Genomic DNA, 19,096 nt, shown 5'->3' with positions numbered 1-19,096 from the left:
TTTTTCCCTACCCCCCCCTCTTCCGATCGGGGGGGGGTGGGGGTGCGGGTGCGGCGCAGGAAGTCGGACCGGCCGACTTCCTGCGCAGCCCGTACGCCGAGAACTATGTAGACCGACCGGCATATTCGTGGGAGCTGCGGGGTCGCGTGGCCGAAGGGCAACCTCAGTAGACCGGTCTACATATTCGACGCGGGTCTGCCGGGCACCCCTGCGCGCGAGAAGTCGGACCGGCCGACTTCCTGTGCGGCCCAGAGATCTATGTAGACCGACCAACATATTTTGGCGCCGACGGGAACGCCAAACCAGAGGCTTCAGTAGACCGGTCTACATATTTAGAGGGCGCGCCGCCCGCCTCTCACCCTGCGCAGGAAGTCGGACCCGCCGACTTCCTGCGCAGGCGAGCCCGAGAATTGTGTAGACCGACCGGCATATTTCAGCGGGCCCGCTCACCGGGGGCGGGAAGCGGGGCTTGAGTCTCCCGCGGGGGGAGGCGGGAGAGTACGGGCATGAACGGCGACACGTACTTCACGATCGGGGACCTGGCCCGGCGTACCGGGCTGACGGTCAAGACCATCCGGTACTACTCCGACACCGGGATCGTGCCGCCGACAGACCGAAGCCCGGCCGGCTACCGGCTCTACGACGTCGACGCGCTGGCACGTCTCGACCTCGTGCGCACGCTGCGTGACCTGGGGATCGACCTGGCCGTCATCCGGCGGGTGCTGGACCGGGAGGTCTCGGTGCCCGAGGTCGCGGCCGCGCACGCCGATGCCCTGGAGGTGCAGATCCGCGCCCTCCGCCTGCGACGCGCGGTGTTGCGCGCGGTGGCCAAGAAGGGCTCCACACCCGAGGAGTTGGACCTCATGCACAAGCTCGCCAAGCTCTCCGACGACGAACGCCGCCGTCTCGTCACCGACTTCATCGACGACACCTTCGGCGGACTCGACGCCAACGCCGACTTCGTCGACATGTTGCGCTCGGCCATGCCCGAACTGCCCGACGACCCCGAACCCGAGCAGGTCGCCGCCTGGGTGGAGCTCGCCGAGCTCACCCAGGACGCCGGCTTCCGCGCCGCCGTCCGTCGCATGGCCGAGTACCAGGCGGCCGAACGGGCCCGGGGTGACCGCACCGGGCTGCACCACGAGCTCACCGAGGCCGTCCGTGACGGCGTCGGCCGGGCACTCGACGCCGGCATCGACCCGGCCTCGGCGCAGGCCGTACCCGTCGTCGACGCGCTCACCGCCCGGTACGCGCAAACCTTCGACCGCCCCGACGACGCCGAGCTCAGGCAGTGGATGCTGACCCGTCTGGACGTCGCCGGCGACCCCCGTGCCGAGCGCTACTGGCACCTGCTGGCCGTCATCAACGGGTGGCCCGTGCCGCCCGCCCTGGCGCCGGTGTTCGCGTGGTTCGGCGCGGCGCTGCGGGCCGGCTCCGAAGGGCAGCCCGTTCGCCGTGGCTACGGCTCCACGTAGAAGGGGTCCTCCTCGGAGCCCCCGGAGTTCAGGCCGGTGAGCCACCAGACGCCGACCACGATGGCGACGGCCGAGATGAGCACCGCGGACCAGGCCAGGATCCGGGCGGCCTTGACCGTGCCGCGGCCGCCGACCGAGCCGTACGACTCGTGGATCGCCTTGGTCGCCCGGTTCGCCGTGGCCAGGGCCGGGATCACCAGGACGACGCCGAGGCCGAAGACCGGGCTGAGGACGACGGCGAGGACGGCGAGGGTCCGGGCGCGCCGGGCCAGCGGGTTGCCGTCCAGGGCCGGGCGAACCACATCGGCGGGCTCGGCCTGGGCGGCGGGCCCGGGTTGCTCGGCCGGTTCGGTGGGTTTGGGCTGCTTGGCGGGCTTGGCCGGGTTGATCGGCTTCACCGGCCTGGCCGTCCTGGAGGGACGGCGGGCATGGCCGTACACGCGGGCGTGCGGCTCCGCGGGTACGCCCCTGTCGGGCGTGCCGGGGCCGGGCGGCTCACCGACGACAGGGGTGCTGACCATGGGTGTGCCGACGATGGGCGTACCGGCGACGGGGGTTGCCCAGTCGAGGGTGCCGATGGCCGGGCCGTCCTGCGGAGGACCGTCCGACGGTGAGGCCTCGGGTGGCGGTGTCTTGGGCGGTGGGGTTTCCGACGGTGAGGTCTTCGGCGTCGGGGCCTCCCTCCGTGGGGGCTCCGACGCCGGGGTCTCCGCCACAGGGGCACCGGCGGACGGGGTGGGCTGGGGTTCGGGTTCGGGCTCGCCCTCGGGTCCGGGCTCGGGTCCGGGCTCGGGCTCGGGCTCGGGTCCGGGCTCGCCCTCGGGTCCGGGCTCGGGCTCGGGTCCGGGCTCGACAGGTACGTTCGACGGGACGGCGAGGTGGTGCGGACCATTGGGTGGTGGCGGGGGCACCTCCTGTCGGGGGTTCAGTTCCCACACCCCACCCATCGCGGTCGTTCCGACGATGTCCTCCGCCGCTCCGGGCCGGCGTTCGGGCCGGGGGCCGGCGGAAGGCTCGGGCTCACCTTCCGGCGATGGTTCGGGCGCGGCAGCGGGTTCGGGCGCGGCGGCGGGTTCGGGCGGCTCGGGGGACGGCTCAAGCACTCCGGCCGCCGGCTCCCCCGGCTCTCCCTGCGTCTCCGGCTCCCCCTGCGTCCCCACCTCCCCCTGAGCCCCCGGCTCCCTCGACTCCTCCGGCTCCCCCGGCCGGTGCCTCGCCCCCGCCTCCTCGGCGAGCACATTGGCCGCGACCCGGACGACGGCGTCGCCGGTCGGGCCGTGCAGGGTGAGGTCGCCGCGCAGGTAGCCCTCGGTCGTGGTGTCCACCCAGATGTCGAGCCCCTGCGGCGCCTCGGCGGTGTGCAGCCAGGCGGCGCCGGGGTCCGGGACGCAGGAGCGGGCGAGGGCCGGGCCCTGCAGGACGAGCGTGTGGTGCGGGGCGGGGGCACCGTGCGCGACGATGCCGAAGTCGACCTCGCCCTCCTCCGGGGTGAGCGCGACGTCGCGCAGCGCCTGTTCGGCCGGTTCGGCGATCATGCGGATGTCGGTGTCGACGAGTTCGGCGAGCGCCTCGTACGCGCCGAGGGCCGCGGCCAGGTCGGGGTTGGCGAGGCGGGCGCGCAGTTCGGTGACGGCGCCGAGGCGGGTGAACATGTTGGGGTCGGTCATCGCCGTGCGGAGGTCGGCGGGCACGGGCTTGGGCCGGACCCGGCGACGGCCGCTGTGGGCGAGGTAGAGGTCGCCCTGGAGTTCGAAGCTGCGGCTGGGCGTCTGGTGCGGGTTGCGCTCGCGGACCTCGTCGAAGACGTACTCGTAGAGCTCGTCGAGCGAGATCCGGCCGTCCTCGTCGCGGTCGGCCTCGCCGGTGGCCAGGCCCTGGACGATGGCGCTGGTGAACAGCGACGGGTGGCGTTCCCGGCCGTCGGAGAGGGTGTCGCCCTCGAAGGCGTACTCCATCGCGTTGGAGGCGGTGATCACCGCCCGGCCGCGGCCGCCGCCGAGCCGGCCGGACGCGAAGGAGTCCAGCACGTTGATGTCGCCGGTGGCCCGGACCTGGGCGCCCTGGCTGAACGCGCCGCCGTAGCAGCAGTCCAGCAGCAGGACGACGCTGCGCGAACGGCTCTCGCGCATGCAGCGCTGGACGAAGGCGGCGGGGACTGCGGTCGAGGCGAGCCGGTTGGGCCGGGTGTTGGAGGCGGCGAAGTACAGTTCGCCGGCCTCGCTCTTCAGCCCGTGGCAGGAGAAGTGCAGCAGCAGAACGTCGTCGGGGCGGCGTTCGGCGAAGAAGTCTTCGATCATTCCTTCGATGACGTGCGCGGACTCGTTGCGGATCACGTCGACGTCGAAGTCCCCGATCTTCGGGTCGCCGAGCACCGCGCCGAGCGCCACCGCGTCCTCGGCGGGCGAGCGCAGCTGTTTGAGGCCCTCGTCGGTGTAGACGTCGTTGGCGATGATCAGGGCCTGCCGCCGTCCGGTCGGTGTACGGGCGGGCGCGGGCGCGGTCACGCCCGGGCCCTCGGCCGGTGCGGTGCCCGCCACGGGATCCGTTCCGGTGCCGGCGGGGGCGTCCGCGGTGGCATCTGTTCTGGTGTTCACGGCGTGCCGTCCAGTGGTCGTGGCAGGCGGGTCAGCCGGTCGCGTCGGCGGTGGCGTGCCGGGCGATGAACAGCTCGATCAGGCGGTCACGGTCGGCGGCGTCCACCTCGGAGATCTCCAGGACGTCGCCGCCGATCTCCATGCGGACCGACCGGGCCCCGTCGTGACCGCGGGCCATCCACTGGCGGACGGCCGCGACGACCGAACGTAACACCCCACCGGTCTCGCTCAGGCCCACCAGCAGGGCACCGACCGACTGGATGTCCACGCCGCGGGTGCCGGGGGGCGCCTCGCCCGCGGGCAGCGGGTGGACGTCGAGCACGTCCAGCTGGAGCAGCTCCCGGCGCAGGTTGCCGGTCAGGCCGTCCAGGAACTCCGGATCGGTGCCCTCTTCGTTCAGAAACAGGCGCAGCTCGTCAGCCATCGCCTCACCCACTCGTGCCTCGGCCGGTGGCCTCGCCACGACGACGCCGCGGATGGTGCCGGGCCGGTACCGGGTCGGTACTCGGTACCGGATCCGTTACCGGGTCGGGCGTCGTCGGGGTCGGGTCGGGTCCGGCCCCCTGTGTCCGGTGATTCCACGCTACCGGCCGAGCGCCGCACGCGCGATGCCTCACCCGGGTACGCGACGACCCCGGATGGTAAGGCCGGGGCCGCCACCTCGCACGGGTGGCGGCCGGCCCGGAACCGCCCACCGCGTGCCCCGTCACCACGCGCCCCGCCGCCCGGGCCCGGTGGCGGCCCCGATATGGCGGGCCCGATGGAGGGTTCAGCCCGACGCGACCCCCGACCCCGCCGCGCCCGGCCCCGCCGCATCCGGACGAGTCGTATCCGGACGGGTCGCATCCGGACGGGTCGGTCCGGAGCCGCCGAACCGCGCGAGCGCCTCCAGCACCGCCCGCCGCAGTGCCGGACTGCCGGTGTGACCCGAGTCGTCGATCACCTTCAGCTCCGCGTCCGGCCACGCCCCGGCCAGCTGCCACGCGCTCCGCAGCGGGGAGCCGATGTCCAGCCGGCCGTGGATCAGCACTCCGGGGATGCCGGCCAACCGGTGGGCGTCGCGAAGGAGTTGGCCGTCCTCCAGCCAGGCGTCGTGGGCGAAGTAGTGCGCGCAGATCCGGACGAACGCCATCATCGCGTCGTCCGGCCGGTCGCCGTACGTGCCCGGGTGGCCGAGCGCCTCGTGGGCGATGACCGCGTCCTCCCAGGCGCACCAGTCCCGGGCGGCCTTGAACCGGACCTCCTCGTCCGGGTCGTTCAGCAGGCGGTTGTACGCCGCCACCAGGTCGCCGTCGCGGTCCGCGGCGGGCAGCGCGTCACGGAACGCCTCCCACGGTCCGGGCAGCAGGCGTCCGACACCCCGGTAGAGCCAGTCGGTCTCCTCCGGCCGGGTCATGGTGACGCCCGCGATGACGATCTCCGAGACCCGCTCGGGGAAGCGTTCGGCGTACGCGAGGATCAGCGTCGACCCCCACGACCCGCCGTACAGCAACCAGCGTTCGATGCCCAGGTGCTCGCGCAGCCGCTCCATGTCGGCGATGAGGTGCTCGGTGGTGTTGTGGTCGAGGCGGACGGCCGGGTCGGAGGCGTGCGGGAGGCTCTCGCCGCAGCCGCGCTGGTCGTACTGGACGACCCGGTAGACCGCGGGGTCGAAGCGCCCGGCCCGTCCCTGGCCCCTGCCGGAACCGGGGCCGCCGTGCACGCAGAGAGCCGGCTTCCCTTCGGGGTTGCCGCTCACCTCCCAGGCGATGCGGTTGCCGTCACCGACGTCCAGGAGGCCACGCGCATACGGTTCGGCGGTAGGGAACGGCTCGGTCGGGAACGGGTGGGACGGGACGGTCACGAGGGCCTCCTCGGGCTTCGACTTCGGCTTCGGCTTCGGCTTCGGCTTCGGCTTCGGCCAAGCTTTCGACGGCGCGGGCGCTCCGCCCCGCCGAGGCTAGGGCCTGGCCGGTCGGAGGGGCGGGACGGGTTCCGTCGGCGCAGGTCAGCCGCGGTCGGCGGGCGGGCGAAGGTTAGGGTTCGGGGTGGGCGGGCGCGGCCGGCGCCGGCCGCAGGAAGCGTCGAAGGGACCCTCAGCATGCCGACCGCCCCCGCCACCGGACCCACCGACACCGGACCGGCCGGCCCGTCGCTCGCGCGCTTCGGCCTGGGGACGGCCGCCGTCGGGCGGCCGGGCTACATCACGCTGGGGCGCGATCTCGACCTGCCGGCCGAGCGGACCGTCGAGGCGCTGCGGGGGCGTACGCACGCCCTGCTCGACGCCGCCCACGCGGCGGGCGTGCGCTACCTGGACACGGCCCGGTCGTACGGCCGCGCGGAGGAGTTCGTCGGCGAGTGGCTGGCCGCCCGGCCGGAGGCGGCGGCCGGGATGACGGTGGGCAGCAAGTGGGGTTACACCTACACCGCCGGCTGGCGGGCCTCCGGGGTGCCCGTGCACGAGGTCAAGGAGCACTCGGTCGAGGTGTTCGACCGTCAGGTCCGGGAGACCAGGGCGGCGCTGGGCCGGCTGCCGGACGTCTACCTGGTGCACTCGGTCACCCCGGAGAGCCCCGCGCTCACCGATCCGGCGCTGCACGCCCGGCTGGCCGGACTGGCCGCGGAGGGCGTCCAGGTCGGCCTGTCGACCAGCGGTCCGGCGCAGGCCGAGGCCGTCCGGGCGGCCCTGGGGGTGACGGTGGACGGCCGGCCGCTGTTCGCCGCCGTGCAGTCCACCTGGAACGTGCTGGAGCCGTCCGCCGGTCCGGCCCTCGCCGAGGCGCACGCGGCGGGCTGGCTGGTGGTGGTCAAGGAGGGCATGGCCAACGGCCGGCTCGCCGACCGCAACGCGACCGGCCCCGACACGGCCGGGCTGCGCGCGCTGGCCGCCCGTACCGGAGCCTCGTGCGACGCCCTCGCGCTGGCCGCGGTCGCCGCCCGGCCGTGGGTGGACCTGGTGCTCTCCGGCGCGGCCACCACGGGCCAGCTGGCCTCCAACCTCTCGGCCGCCGCACTCGACCTCGACCCGGCGCAGCTGGCGGGACTCGACACGCTCGCCGAACCGGCCGAGGTGTACTGGCGCACCCGGTCGGGCCTGCCCTGGGCCTGAGGCCCGCCGGACACCCTGCCGCCGGAGCGCGTACGTCCGCGACGGCCGCCTCCTCGGAGGCCGTCGCGGACGCGTGCGCCGGGCGCCTGGCCGTACGGGCCGTGTACCGGCGTGGACGGACGGGCCCGGGCGTACGGCCTCAGAAACGCGGCGCCCGGCCCGCCTTCGCCGCCGGGCCCGCTGCCGGCGAACCTGTAACGGACGAACCCGCAACGGACGAACCCGCGGCCGCCGCGGCCGCCTGCGGGCCGTCGACGCCGCAGAACTGGTCCCGCCGGGGCAGGACGCCCGTGGTCAGGAACCGGTCCGCCGCGGTGACCGCGCAGGACGGGGCGCCGGGGTCGTAGGCGCCGTGGTTGCCGCCGTCCACGGTGACCATCCGCGCCCGCCCGCCGAGGGCGGCGCGCATCTCCAGCGCGCCCGCGTACGGGGTCGCCGGGTCGCGGGTGGTCTGCAGCAGCAGGATGTTCGCCGGCCCGCGGTCGGTGACGCGGACCTGCGGTTCGAGCGGCTCCGGCCAGAAGGCGCAGGGCCAGACGTTGGCGCCCATGCCGCCGAGGATCGGGTTCGCGGCCCGGCTGGCGGTCACGTTGCGCTGGTAGCGGCCGAGGTCGCGGGGGGCGGGGCTGTCGCCGCAGAGGACGGCCACCAGCGCGGCGATGTCGTTGTCCGCGGGGACGCCGGGGGTGCTCCGGTTCAGCCACCAGTACGGGACCGGCCCGTTGCCGTCGTCGGCGAGGTAGCGCCACCAGTCGGCGATCTCCTGGAACAGCGCGGTGTGGTACGAGTCGAAGCGGTAGATCGCCCGCCACAGGTTGCCGTTGACCGGCCCGGCCACCGGGTGCGTCACGGGCGTGCGGTCCAACTTGGCGGCCAGGGCGAGGTAGTTGGCGCGGACGGCCTCGGGGGTGGCGCCGAGGCGCAGGGTGGCGTCGCGTTCGGCCGCCCAGGCGGCGAAGTCGGCGAACCGGATCTCGCCGGCCGGGTCCCACCGGGCCAGCCGCTCGTGCCAGGTGTCGTCGGGGCTGACGTTGGCGTCGAGCACGAAGCGGTCGGTACGGCCGGGGAACAGCTCGGCGTACACGGCGCCCAGGTAGGTGCCGTAGGAGGCGGCCTTGAAGGAGATCTTCCGCTCGCCGAGGGCCGCCCGGATCCGGTCCAGGTCGCGGGCGGTGTTGGCGGTGGTCACGTGCCGGACCAGCTCGCCGCCGTTGGCCAGGCAGTCGCGGGCCAGGTCGCGGGCGAAGCCCACGTTGCCGGTGATCGAGCCGTCCGGGCCGGGGAACGGGAAGACGAGTTCGTTGGGCAGCTGCGCGGGGGTGCGCCCGCAGGTCAGCGGGGTGCTGTAGCCGACCCCGCGCGGGTCGAAGCCGACCAGGTCGTAGCGGTCCAGCACGTCCTGCGGGTAGACGGTGGCCTGGACGCTCGGGAGGTTGAGGCTGGCGACGCCGGGGCCGCCGCCGTTGTGCACCAGGATGCCGCGCCGCAGCCCGGGTTTGGCGGTGGCGAGCCGGGAGACCGCTATCTCGATGGTCGGGCCGCCGGGCGCCCGGTAGTCCATCGGTACGCGCAGCCTGGTGCAGCGCAGCCGCGGGTCCACGGGGGCGGTGTTGGGGTCGGGCGGGCAGTCCGTCCAGGTCAGGGCCGGGTGCGCGCCGGACCCCGGGCCGGCGCCGGGGTCGGGGGCCGCCCCGGCGGGCCCGGCTGCGCAGAGGGCGGCGGCCAGCGCGAGGGCGGCCGTCCCGCAGATCGTTCTGAGTGATCGCTTCCACATGGACTAGACCATAGGGAGCCCGGAACCCACCCGTCATCCCCCTGGCGGGGTAGCGGATCACCGCCCCGGACTGCTCAAACGGCGTTCCTGTGCGCAGATCTGACGTACTGTCCGGTAGCGGAGCGACGCGTGTCCGGTGGGCGGTGTCCGTGCCCGTGCCCGGGCCCGTGACGTCGCCCGGGCGCCGCGGCCGGTGCAGCCCGGCCACCGGCGGCACCGGAACCGACACCGAGGGCGACGTCTCCGGGGCCGCCGTGCGACCGAACGGAAAACCCGTGGCGCGGCATGCGGAGGAGGATCTAGGCTCCGTGACGTGACCATTCTCCCCACCAACGGAATGGGGGTCCCGTCCGCGCAAGGTGAGTGCTGATGCTCACCGGGACCGCGAACGGGTACGTTCCCCCGTCGCCCTTCTGGCTGCGCGTGCGCGAGTTCGCCGTGCCGCCCTCCATGATCGAGACCGCCACCGCCCGGCGTCGTGCCGGGGACTGGGCAGGCGCCTGCGCGGCGGCCAACGTCGACATCGACCTGGACCTGCGCACGGTGACCCACCGCCACGGCCGGGTCCTCGCGAGCGCGCTCCGGGCCGACCTCCGCCGACTGGCGCCCGACCTGCTGCGCTGGCACCTGCCGAGGATCGCCCCGGACGGGCTGCTGCGCCCGGGCCTGACCGTCCCGCTGGCCCGCTACGGGGCCACCGGGCACGACGGGCCCGGCCCGCTCCAGCTCGTGGCGCGGACCCCGCCGGCCCCGGCGGCCGCCGGGCAGCGGATCAGCCTCGCGCTGTGGGACGGCTCCCGGGCCTCCTCCGCCCCAGGCCGGGTACCCGACCACGGTCGGGGCCGCGGCCCCGACCACAGCCCCGGTCCCGATGCCGGGGTCCGCGGGCATCCGCACCCCCGCCCCGGACCGCGCTTCCGCCTCGACCTGCACCGCCACCTCTGGGACGCGGACCGGGCCGGGGAGCTGCGGACCAGGTCCGGGGCCGGCGAGCCGGTGCCACGCGGGAGCCGCCCGCCGGCCGGGCTCGTCCCGCCGGGGCTGCCCTGCGCCGTCGACCGCTGGGCGGCCGAGGCCAGGATCCTGCTCCGCGCCGAGGGCCTGTCCTCCGGCACCGCCGTCGTACGCCTCGGCCCCCGGTACCGGCTGCTGCTGGACCTGCCCTCCGACCCCGGCGACGGACCGCAGGCCCGGCCGCCGGTATGGCGGCTCGCGGGCCGGACGGACGGTGACCGCACCACCGGGCTCCCGGTGCTGCCCGACGCCGCGATCTGGCTGCCGCCCGACCTGGAACTGCTCCGCGCCGGGCTGATCGGACCCGAGCAGCTGCACCCGCTGGTCGCCGCGGCCCTGGTGCCCGGCCACCGGTCGGCCGATCCGCCGCCGCAGTCACCGACGGACCCGCCACCGGCGTCCGCCGGGCGGCTGGTGGACTGTCAGGGAGCGCGGCACCGGATCGGCATGGTCGACGGTGTGCTCGCCGCGCTCGACCACGACCCGGCCGAGCTGCGCCGCGAGGAACTGCTGGCCGCGCTCGGCGGCACTCAGCTGCCCTGCCTGCAGATGATCGACCGGGCACACCGGAGACCGGAGAGCCTCGACGACATCCGCGCGCGTCTCGACCACGGCGACACCGCCGGCGCGCTGGCCGCCGTCGAGGCCCTGCTGGGCCCCGACGCGCTGCTGCGCCACGGTGCGCTGCGGGACGCCCTGGAGGACGCCGCGCACGGCCGGGTCGCCCACGGGCTGTTCCGTGCCGGCCTGCTGGACCCGGACCCCGGGCCCGGCCGTCCCCTCCCGCGCCCGCACCCGGACACCATGCCCCGCTCACGCCACGCGTACCGCCGGTGAACCGCCGCTGAGTCATCCGTCCACCGCCGCCGGACCGCCGCGGCGGTGAGCCGTCACGCCCGCATCCCCTCCCCTCGACCCCTCAAGGTGACCCGACATGTCCGAAAGCACCGCCACCGCGACCCGATCCGACCTCGCCCTCCGACCCGAGGGCACCGACCACCCCGCCGTCGCCGAACACCCCGCCGTCGCCGAACAACTCGACGTCGCCGGCCGACTGCTCGCCCTGCTGCGCGACTCCGACACCGAGCCGCGCCCCGACCCCCAGCTGGAGGCCCTCACCCTGGCCGTGGCCGCCGACCTCCCCGTCCTGCTGTGGGGCGAGCCCGGCATCGGCAAGACCGCCGCCCTCACCCACCTCGCCGAGACCCTGGACCTCCCGCTGACCACGGTGATCGCCAGCGTCCACGAGCCGTCCGACTTCTCGGGGCTGCCCGTCATCGGCGACGACCCCGCCGAGCAGGGCGTCCCGCTGGCCCCGCCGGACTGGGCGGTACGGCTGGTGCGGGCCGGCCGGGGGCTGCTCTTCCTGGACGAGCTGTCCACCGCGCCGCCGGCCGTGCAGGCGGCGCTGCTGCGCCTCGTCCTGGAGCGGCGGATCGGCGCGCTGCGGCTGCCGCCCGGCGTCCGGATCGTGGCCGCCGCCAACCCGCGCGCCTCGGCGGCGGACGGCTGGGAGCTCAGCCCGCCGCTGGCGAACCGTTTCGTCCACCTCCAGTGGGTCCACGACCACGAGGTCGTGATCCGCGGCCTCGGCGGGACCTGGCCCCGGGCCACCCTGCCCCGGCTCGACCCGCGGCGGCTGCCGGAGGCCGTGGCCTTCGCCCGTCGCGCGGTGTGCACGCTGCTCACCGCCCGGCCCGCGCTGGTCCACCGGCTGCCGAACGACGAGGCCCGCCGGGGCGGCCCGTGGCCGTCGCCCCGCAGTTGGGAGATGGCCCTGTTCCTGGTCGCCTTCGCCACGGCCGCCGGGTCCTCCCGCGACGTCCTCTCGATGCTGGTCAGGGGCACCGTCGGGGAGGGACCGGGGCTGGAACTGCTGGCCGGGCTGGACCGGATGGACCTCCCCGACCCGGAGTCCCTGCTCGCCGACCCGGCGGGCGCCGTCCTACCCGAGCGGGGGGACCTCCGGCAGGCGGTGCTCGACGGCGTGGTGGACGCGGTCCGCCGGCGCCCGGAGCGTTCCCGCTGGGACGCGGCCTGGGCCCTGCTGGTCCGGGCGCTCGAAACCGGAGCCCCCGACCTGGTGGTCGTCCCCGCCACCACCCTGGCCGCGCTGCGCGATGCGGACTGGGAGGTGCCCGCCGCGATCGAACGGCTCGCCGGCGTGGTCGCCCTGTCCCGCCGGGCGGACCGGGCCGGCGAGCTCGCCGCGGCCCGTACGGGCGGCGGGGCGCGCCGATGAGGAGCGAGCCGACGGGCGACGGACCGAAGAGCGACGGGCCGGTGACCGTGCGGGCGCCGGGCACCCGGCCCGCCCTGGACCGCGAGAAGCTGTTCGCCGCCCGGCTGCACGCCGCCCGGGTCCGCCCGTACCTGGCGACGGCGCTGTTCGCCCTGCGCCCGGTGGAATCGCGGACCGTCCCGACGATGGCCGTCGACCGGCACTGGCGCTGCTACGTCTCACCGGCCTTCGTCGCCCGGACACCGGTGGAGGAGCTGGCCGGGGTGTGGGTGCACGAGGTGGCGCACCTGCTGCGGGACCACCACGGCCGCGGCGACCGGGTCGCCCGCGAGCGCGGGCTGACCGGCCGCGGCGATCGGCTGCGGATGAACATCGCCGCGGACTGCGAAATCAACGACGACGTGTTCGGCGACGGACTGGTCCGGCCGGAGGGCGCCGTCGTACCGGCACACCTCGGCCTGCCCCACGGCGAACTGATGGAGGACTACCTCCGCCGGTTCCGGCTCGGCACGCTCCCCCGGGACGTCGTCTGGCTGGACTGCGGCAGCGGGGCCGACGGGCTGGACCGGGAGTGGGACCTCGGACCGGACGGCGCGCACGGACTCAGCGCCCAGGAACGCGACGCCGTCCGGTACCGGGTGGCGCAGGGCATCACCGGCCGCCCGGGCGACGTCCCGCAGGGGTGGCGGCGCTGGGCCGAGGAGGCGTTCCATCCCCCGCAGCCGTGGCGGGAGTTGCTCGGCGCGGCGATCCGTTCGGCGACGGCCGGCCCGGGCACCGGCCGGGACCACACCTACGGACGGCCCTCGCGCCGCGCCACCGCGCTGCCCGGAGTCGTCCTGCCGAGCCTGCGGCACCGGCCGCCCCGGGTCTCCGTGATCATCGACACCTCGGGGTCGGTCAGCGACACCGAGCTGGGCAGCGCGCTGCTGGAGGTCGCCGCCATCTCCCGCACCGTGGGCGGCCGACGCGACCTGGTCACCGTCCTGCCCTGCGACGCCGCCGCCCAGGCCGTCCACCCGCTGTGCCGCGCCGCGGGCATCCCCCTGCTCGGCGGCGGCGGCACCGACCTGCGGACGGGCTTCGCCGAGGCACTCCGGTCACGCCCCCGCCCGGACGTCCTCGTGGTCCTGACGGACGGCCAGACCCCGTGGCCCGACACCCGGCCCCCCTGCCGCACCGTCGTCGGTCTCTTCCCCCGCTCCCCCACACCCGCCTGGCTGGAGGACGACCCCGACTACACCCCCTCCGGCCCACCCCCCTGGGCCCACACCGTCCCCATCGGCCCACCGGGCAACTGACCGCACCGGCCGTGCCGGTGGGCGGGCCCCGGGTCAGCGCACCGGGTGGCAGATGCCCGGGGCCCGGAGGGGATGGCCGGGAAGGCCGTCGAGGGTGTCGACCTCGGCGACGAACTGGCCGGGGACCTCGGGGTCCTCGACCGTGAGGATCGTTTCGTCGTCGGCGCGGAGGTCGGGGTAGGTGTGGTCACCGCACCGGCCAGCCGCCCTCCACCCGCTGGACGATCAGCTCGCACAGCTCGTGGGTGCGCAGCGCGTCATGGGCGTCGAGGGTCTTCCCCGCGCGGACGGCGTCCAGGAAGGCGAGCACGATCTGCTCGATGCCCCGCTGCCGGGCGACGGACACCCAGTCGCCGCGGCGCCGGACCGTCGGCTGGCCGCGGTGGTCGATCACCTCGGCCAGGTTGCGCACCTCGCGCTTGGAGTCGCCGCCGGAGACCTCCAGCACCTCCTCGGTCGAGCCGGACACCCGGTTCATGATCCCCAGCGCCGTGAAGCCCTGCCCCGCGAGGGTGAGCACCACGTGCTCGACCAGCCCGTCCCGGACCCGCGAGCGGACGTCCACGTGCTCGATCTCGCCCGGGACCAGGAAGCGCAGGGTGTCCACGACGTGGATGAAGTCGTCGAACACCAGCGAGCGCGGCACCTCGGCCAGGCCCTCGCGGTTCTTCTGCAGCACGATCAGGTCGCGGGGGCGCTCCTTGGCCAGCAGGTAGCCGGGGGCGTGGCGGCGGTTGAAGCCGACCATCAGCGAGCGGCCGCCACGGTCCGCGAGGTCCACCAGGCGGCGGGCGCCGTCCAGGGTCTGGTCGAGCGGCTTGTCCACGTACACCTCGACGCCGGCCGTGAGCAGCTTCTCGACAATCGGCACGTGCTGGTCGGTGGCCGCGTGCACGAACGCCGCGCGGATCCCGCCGTCGATCAGCCGGTCCAGGTCGGTGAACCGGTGCTCGGGCGCGATCCGGTGCGTCTCGCCGATCCGGTCGAGCTTGGCCCGGTCCCGGGTCATCAGCCGCAGGTCCAGGCCCGGCAGGGCGGCGAGGACCGGCAGGTAGGCCTTCTGTGCGATGTCGCCGAGCCCGATCACCCCGACCGGGAGCGGGGCGTCGGGGGCAGCGGTCGGGCTCATCTGGTCTCCAGGGGTGAGTGCGGTCGGCAACCACCCCCACCCTATGCACCGGCCCTCACCCGTCACGACCCGCCCGCGCAGGCCCGGGCGCTCCGGGACTGCGCGGGTGCACGGGCGCTCCTACGGTGGAGGGGTCGGCGCCCCGGACGGGCGGACCCGACGGTCCTGACGCCCCACCGGAACGAGGTGCGATGCGCCGCCCACCCGGCCCGCCGCGGCACCCGCGGGTGCGCCCCGAGCCGGCGGTGGTGCACCGTGCGGTGCGGGTCACCGTGGCGGCGTGCGCCGGTTTCTACGCCTTCCGGTACGGCCTCCACCAGCCGGTGACGGCCACGTACGCGCTGTTCGCGACGGTGGCGGTGGGCGTGCTGGCCCGGGTGGAGGGCGGCGCGCGGGCCCGGGTGCGGACCCTGCTGCTGACGCTGCCGTTCGCCTGGGTGCTGGTCTGTCTGGGCACCGTCCTGGCCGTCCACGACTGGGCGGCGGCGCTGGGGATGGCGCTGGTCGGGTTCACCGTGGCGTTCGGCTCCGTGGGCGGGCCGCGGCTGGTGGGGCTGGCCAACGGGCTCCAGCTCTTCTACATCCTGCCGTGCTTCCCGCCGTACGCACCCGACGACCTGCCCCAACGCCTCACCGGCGTCGCGGTGGGCCTGCTGCTGCTCGCGGCGGCGGAGCTGCTGCTGTGGCCGGAGCCGGCGCCGGCGGACTACCGCGGGCGGATCGCCCGGGCGGCCGCGGCGGTGGCACGGCTGGCCGAGCTGACCGCCGCTGGCTGCGAGGGACGCGCCGCCGACAGGGGCGGGCCGGTCGGCAAGGCGGCCGCACCCGAGACCGAGACCGAGGAGGCCGCCGAGCGGGCGAGGGCCCTCCTGGACGAGCTGCGGTTCTCCCGGATCCCGGTGGGCGGGCGGCCCGCCACACCGGGCGTGGTCGACCGCGCCCTCACCCACTGCGGGGTCGCCCTGCACTACGTCGGCGCCCAGGTGCTGGGGATCCGCCGTCTCGGCACCGCCGGCGGGCCGTACCCGCGGGCGGCGGAGCTGCTCCGGGCCACCGCGGTCGCCCTGCGCGCCGCCGGGACGGGCGCCCGTACGGACGGGCCCGTCCCCGACGTCGCGCCGATCGACGTCCGGATCGCCGCGTTCGACACCGCCCGTACGTCGTTCGGAACCGTCACCGAGGCCGTCACCGAAGGCGTCACGGACCCGGCCGGGCCGCCCCCTGCCCGACCGGCCTCCGCCCCACCGGACTCTGCGCCACCGGCCCCGGCCCGACCGGCGGTGGCCCGGCTGGTCCTCGGCACGCTCGCCCTCAACGCCGCCGAGGGCGCCCGCTTCCTCACTCTGGCGACCCGCGCCGCCCGCCGTGCGCCGCTGCCGCCCGACGACACGCCCCCGGACGAGCGCCCCGGCCCGTTCTGGTACGCCCACGAGCCGGCCCCGGCCCTCTGGTGGCACCGGATCCGGGGCAACCTCACGACCCGTTCGGTCTACTTCCGCAACGCCCTGCGCACCGCCGTGGCGCTCAGCGCCGCCCGGCTGGTCGCCGGGGGCCTCGACCTGCAGCACGGCTTCTGGGTCCTGCTGGCCACGCTCACCCTGATGCGCACCAGCGCCGCCGACACCCGGATGACCCTGCGTCCGGCCCTGGTCGGTACGACGGCCGGCGCCGCCGTGACCGCGGTCCTGCTGGTCGGGGTCGGCGAGCACCCCGTGTTCTACGCCGCCGCGCTGCCGCCCGCGATGCTGTTCGCGTTCACCGCGGGCCCGGTGCTGGGGCTGGCCTGGGCGCAGGCGACCTTCACGGTGGTGGTGGCGATGGTCTTCACCCAGCTGGCGCCCGCCGACTGGCGGCTGGCCGAGACCCGGCTGGTCAACGTCGCCACCGGCGCGGCCGTCGGCATCCTGGCCGGCCTCTGCGCCTGGCCCCGGGGCGGCGGTCAGGACCTGCGACGGCGTACGGCCGAGTTGCTCGACCTGAGCGCCGCGGCGCTGACCGAGACCGTCGCGGTGGTCACCGGCGCCGCCCCCGCCCGGGGTGCGCTGCGCCGGGCCCGGACCGCCGCGCTGCTCACCGAGGCGCTGTACGCCCAGTACCGCAGCGAGCGGCACGACCCGGCGCAGGACGGGCCGAACTGGCAGGCCGCCGTGATCACCGGGCTGCACACCGTCCGCGGCGCCGAACCGCTGCTCGCCCGGGTCCCGCCGGGGACGGTGACCCCGGCCGGTGCGGCGGCGCTGGCGGGCCACGCGAAGCTGGTCGCCACGGCGTTCCGCCACTGGGCCGCGGCACTGCTGGACGGTGCGGGGGCCCGTTCCCCCACCGACGCGGCCGAGACCGCCGACCCCGCCGACGAGGCGCTGGCCGAGGCCCGGCGGGCGCTGCGGGACGAACGGGTGCTGGCCACCCGGCTGCCCGCCGACCCGGCGTCCCTGCACACCGTCGACGTGGCCGTCTGGCTCGCCGGCCTGCTCGACGACCTGTCCCGCGTACAGGGCGCGAAGCCCTGGAGGGCCTAGGCGTCGACCATGGGCCCGAGGTCGCGGACGACGGCGGCGAGGGCGCGGATGAGGTCGTTCTCCGTCTCGCCGCGCCAGGCGAGGGCGTACTCCAGGGCGTCCAGGTCCCTGACGGGGAGCCAGGAGATGTCCGGGCGGGCCCAGTAGCGGCTGACGTGGACGGGGAAGGTGTTGACGATCTCGCCGGAGCTGACGAGGGCGAAGATGTCGTCGGTGCTCTCCACCTGCGGGCCGCGTTCGATCGTCCGGCCGCGGGGGGTGTGCGGCGGGCTGTAGCTGTCGGACCAGTAGGCGGGCGTGGCGTCGCAGGCGCCGACCTGGTAGTCGCCGAGCATCTCCAGCTCCGCCGAGGGGCGGCCGGCGAGCTCGTGGTCGACGGAGACCGCCAGCACCCGCCGCTCGGCGAACAGCGTCGGGCCCACGACGAGGTCGGGCTCCAGGACGGGCACCCAGGTGACCAGGACGTCGATGTCCCCGCGGCGCAGCCCGGCGAAGGGGTCCATGAAGGGCGCGTGCCGCAGTCGCAGGCCCCACTGGGGGTGGCGGGTGCGGAAGGTGTCCCAGTAGTGGCGCAGGTCGTGGGCGTTGGCGGGGATCATGCCGACGCGCAGCACGTCGGTCTTGCCCTGGGCGGCGAGCCTGGCCCGTTCCATGCTCTCGCGCAGGCCGCGGTAGACCGGCGTCAGGTCGGCGCGCAGCTGTTCGCCGACGGGTGTCAGCCGGACGTTGCGGCTGTCGCGGTGGAACAGCTCGGCGCCGATGCCGCGTTCCTGCTTCTTGATGGCCTGGCTGACCCGGGCGACCGACACGTACAGGCGTTGGGCGGTCCGCCCGAAGTGCAACTCCTCGGCGAGCGTCAGGAAGATCTCGATGTCGCGCAGTTCCATGCGTCCCCCCTTGCCGTTCGGCCCCTGCCCGGACGCGGACGGGCGCGAGCAAGAGTGGCACGCCCGGGTGGCGGTGGCAAAGACGGCGGGGGTCCGCAACGGCCTTGCCCCGGTGGCAAAGGCCCAGTTCACGGGGGTATGCCGGGGCGCCGGTGATCGGGGCGGACGGAGGGGGCGGGCCGCGGGCGGGGTGGTGTCAGCGCGGTGCGCCGACGAGCTCCTCGGTGTCGGGGACGGTGCCGGCGCCGACACCGACACCGGCACCGGCACCGGCACCGAGGCCAGGGCGAGGGCCGGGTGCGGTCCGGCGGGCGGGAAGCAGGAGGGCGGGCAGCAGGAGGGCGGCGAGGACGGCCGCGGCCAGCACGCTCGCCGCGCCGACCGCCGAGGGCGAGGACAGCAGCACGCCGGCGGCCTCGTGGGCCGCCCTGGCCCAGGCGGTGTCGTCGAGCGCGGCGAGGAGCCAGGGGATCTCGCGGGCGGCGGTGTTGAGGTCCGCGCCCAGCGGCGGGATCGGCGTGCCGATCGTCAGGACGTCGACGGCCAGCACCATGGCGCCGGGGCACAGGGCGAGCAGGAGCGGTCCGCGGCGGGTGGATCGGGGGTGCATCAGTACCTCTCGACGGGGGAACAGGAGGGAACGAACCTGCCGCGGCGCCTGGCCCCGGCGGGCGGGATCCACTCCACCAGCTGGATCACGATCCCGTTGGGATCGGTGAGTTCGAGCATCCGCTCGCCCCACGGCTCGTCGCGCAGCGGGACGGTGACGGGGGCGCCCTCGCGGCTCAGCCGCGCGTACTCGGCGGTGACGTCGGTGACGGCGAAGGACAGCAGGACGTCCACGGGCCCGCGGGCGGGCGGGAGTTCGAGGTCGCGCCGGCACAGCAGGACGTCCGGGGCCGGGTCGTCACGGGAGAGGTGGACGAACTCCTCGTCCGCGAGCACCTCCCGGTAGCCGAGGTGCGTGGTGAGGAACCGGGCGGAGGCGGCCGGGTCGGTGACGCTCACCGACACGGTGGCGGTGAGGACGTTCATCGCGGCCGTGACGCTGCGCCGTCGGGAACGGACATGGC

The 19,096-nt window shown here is 75.6% G+C and carries 14 protein-coding genes; 6 read left to right on the top strand and 8 right to left on the bottom strand.

The annotated features are described in order from the left end of the window. The first annotated feature begins 506 nt into the window (after window positions 1–506). Window positions 507–1,475 carry a MerR family transcriptional regulator gene (locus ACWEQL_RS01770; RefSeq protein ID WP_452148140.1) on the top strand — a complete coding sequence of 323 codons (969 nt, stop codon included), beginning with the start codon at window positions 507–509 and terminating at the stop codon, window positions 1,473–1,475. On the opposite strand, the gene ACWEQL_RS01765 is transcribed toward ACWEQL_RS01770, so the two are convergent. The 3 genes from ACWEQL_RS01765 to pip form a co-directional block, all read right to left on the bottom strand. Further along, a complete protein-coding gene (locus tag ACWEQL_RS01765; protein ID WP_452148139.1) occupies window positions 1,460–4,069 on the bottom strand; it encodes a caspase, EACC1-associated type in 2,610 nt (869 codons plus the stop codon). The genes ACWEQL_RS01770 and ACWEQL_RS01765 overlap by 16 nt on opposite strands. Before the next feature lie 31 nt (window positions 4,070–4,100). After that, window positions 4,101–4,493 carry a hypothetical protein gene (locus ACWEQL_RS01760; RefSeq protein ID WP_452148138.1) on the bottom strand — a complete coding sequence of 131 codons (393 nt, stop codon included), beginning with the start codon at window positions 4,491–4,493 and terminating at the stop codon, window positions 4,101–4,103. Window positions 4,494–4,838: 345 nt separating this feature from the next. Continuing rightward, window positions 4,839–5,912, bottom strand: coding sequence for a prolyl aminopeptidase (gene pip, locus ACWEQL_RS01755; protein WP_452148137.1), 1,074 nt, complete (start codon window positions 5,910–5,912; stop codon window positions 4,839–4,841). A gap of 237 nt (window positions 5,913–6,149) precedes the next feature. On the opposite strand from pip, the gene ACWEQL_RS01750 reads away from it, so the two are divergent. Further along, complete coding sequence (locus ACWEQL_RS01750) at window positions 6,150–7,157, top strand: aldo/keto reductase (protein WP_452148136.1); 1,008 nt, start codon at window positions 6,150–6,152, stop codon at window positions 7,155–7,157. A gap of 139 nt (window positions 7,158–7,296) precedes the next feature. On the opposite strand, the gene ACWEQL_RS01745 is transcribed toward ACWEQL_RS01750, so the two are convergent. Beyond that, the gene (locus tag ACWEQL_RS01745; RefSeq protein ID WP_452148135.1) at window positions 7,297–8,931 is read right to left on the bottom strand and encodes an alpha/beta hydrolase; all 1,635 of its coding nucleotides are present in this window, start codon (window positions 8,929–8,931) and stop codon (window positions 7,297–7,299) included. Between the two features lie 369 nt (window positions 8,932–9,300). Here ACWEQL_RS01745 and ACWEQL_RS01740 point away from each other — a divergent pair, with 369 nt between their 5' ends. From ACWEQL_RS01740 to ACWEQL_RS01730, 3 genes are all read left to right on the top strand, one after another. Beyond that, window positions 9,301–10,782: a hypothetical protein gene (locus ACWEQL_RS01740; RefSeq protein WP_452148134.1), complete on the top strand. Its 1,482-nt coding sequence runs from the start codon at window positions 9,301–9,303 to the stop codon at window positions 10,780–10,782. A 97-nt stretch (window positions 10,783–10,879) separates the two neighbouring features. Then, window positions 10,880–12,187, top strand: a complete 1,308-nt coding sequence (locus ACWEQL_RS01735; RefSeq protein ID WP_452148133.1) for an AAA family ATPase — start codon at window positions 10,880–10,882, stop codon at window positions 12,185–12,187. Further along, the gene (locus tag ACWEQL_RS01730; protein ID WP_452148132.1) at window positions 12,184–13,488 is read left to right on the top strand and encodes a vWA domain-containing protein; all 1,305 of its coding nucleotides are present in this window, start codon (window positions 12,184–12,186) and stop codon (window positions 13,486–13,488) included. The genes ACWEQL_RS01735 and ACWEQL_RS01730 overlap by 4 nt, the downstream gene beginning before the upstream one ends. Window positions 13,489–13,675: 187 nt before the next feature. On the opposite strand, the gene ACWEQL_RS01725 is transcribed toward ACWEQL_RS01730, so the two are convergent. Beyond that, complete coding sequence (locus tag ACWEQL_RS01725; protein ID WP_452148131.1) at window positions 13,676–14,617, bottom strand: Gfo/Idh/MocA family protein; 942 nt, start codon at window positions 14,615–14,617, stop codon at window positions 13,676–13,678. Between the two features lie 191 nt (window positions 14,618–14,808). On the opposite strand from ACWEQL_RS01725, the gene ACWEQL_RS01720 reads away from it, so the two are divergent. Next, window positions 14,809–17,136: an FUSC family protein gene (locus ACWEQL_RS01720; protein WP_452148130.1), complete on the top strand. Its 2,328-nt coding sequence runs from the start codon at window positions 14,809–14,811 to the stop codon at window positions 17,134–17,136. Here ACWEQL_RS01720 and ACWEQL_RS01715 read toward each other — a convergent pair. The 3 genes from ACWEQL_RS01715 to ACWEQL_RS01705 all read right to left on the bottom strand — a co-directional run bounded on the left by ACWEQL_RS01715 (window position 17,133) and on the right by ACWEQL_RS01705 (window position 19,058). Beyond that, on the bottom strand, window positions 17,133–18,023 hold the full coding sequence (locus ACWEQL_RS01715) for a LysR family transcriptional regulator (RefSeq protein WP_452148129.1): 891 nt from the start codon (window positions 18,021–18,023) through the stop codon (window positions 17,133–17,135). The two genes, ACWEQL_RS01720 and ACWEQL_RS01715, sit on opposite strands and share 4 nt — an antisense overlap. A 196-nt stretch (window positions 18,024–18,219) precedes the next feature. Beyond that, complete coding sequence (locus tag ACWEQL_RS01710) at window positions 18,220–18,633, bottom strand: hypothetical protein (RefSeq protein WP_452148128.1); 414 nt, start codon at window positions 18,631–18,633, stop codon at window positions 18,220–18,222. Beyond that, a complete protein-coding gene (locus ACWEQL_RS01705) occupies window positions 18,633–19,058 on the bottom strand; it encodes a VOC family protein (protein WP_452148127.1) in 426 nt (141 codons plus the stop codon). Before ACWEQL_RS01705 ends, ACWEQL_RS01710 begins: the two co-directional genes overlap by 1 nt. Window positions 19,059–19,096: the final 38 nt, after the last annotated feature.

It is taken from the genome of Kitasatospora sp. NPDC004240, from assembly GCF_053603215.1.
This window is presented reverse-complemented; position numbering and strand designations above follow the sequence as displayed.

What these genes read in the sequence shown, in the direction of transcription:
- ACWEQL_RS01770 (WP_452148140.1), top strand. Translation starts at nt 507, where the DNA reads ATGAACGGCGACACGTACTTCACGATCGGGGACCTGGCCCGGCGTACC.
- ACWEQL_RS01760 (WP_452148138.1), bottom strand. Translation starts at nt 4,493, where the DNA reads ATGGCTGACGAGCTGCGCCTGTTTCTGAACGAAGAGGGCACCGATCCG.
- ACWEQL_RS01750 (WP_452148136.1), top strand. Translation starts at nt 6,150, where the DNA reads ATGCCGACCGCCCCCGCCACCGGACCCACCGACACCGGACCGGCCGGC.
- ACWEQL_RS01745 (WP_452148135.1), bottom strand. Translation starts at nt 8,931, where the DNA reads ATGTGGAAGCGATCACTCAGAACGATCTGCGGGACGGCCGCCCTCGCG.
- ACWEQL_RS01740 (WP_452148134.1), top strand. Translation starts at nt 9,301, where the DNA reads ATGCTCACCGGGACCGCGAACGGGTACGTTCCCCCGTCGCCCTTCTGG.
- ACWEQL_RS01735 (WP_452148133.1), top strand. Translation starts at nt 10,880, where the DNA reads ATGTCCGAAAGCACCGCCACCGCGACCCGATCCGACCTCGCCCTCCGA.
- ACWEQL_RS01730 (WP_452148132.1), top strand. Translation starts at nt 12,184, where the DNA reads ATGAGGAGCGAGCCGACGGGCGACGGACCGAAGAGCGACGGGCCGGTG.
- ACWEQL_RS01725 (WP_452148131.1), bottom strand. Translation starts at nt 14,617, where the DNA reads ATGAGCCCGACCGCTGCCCCCGACGCCCCGCTCCCGGTCGGGGTGATC.
- ACWEQL_RS01720 (WP_452148130.1), top strand. Translation starts at nt 14,809, where the DNA reads ATGCGCCGCCCACCCGGCCCGCCGCGGCACCCGCGGGTGCGCCCCGAG.
- ACWEQL_RS01715 (WP_452148129.1), bottom strand. Translation starts at nt 18,023, where the DNA reads ATGGAACTGCGCGACATCGAGATCTTCCTGACGCTCGCCGAGGAGTTG.
- ACWEQL_RS01710 (WP_452148128.1), bottom strand. Translation starts at nt 18,633, where the DNA reads ATGCACCCCCGATCCACCCGCCGCGGACCGCTCCTGCTCGCCCTGTGC.
- ACWEQL_RS01705 (WP_452148127.1), bottom strand. Translation starts at nt 19,058, where the DNA reads ATGAACGTCCTCACCGCCACCGTGTCGGTGAGCGTCACCGACCCGGCC.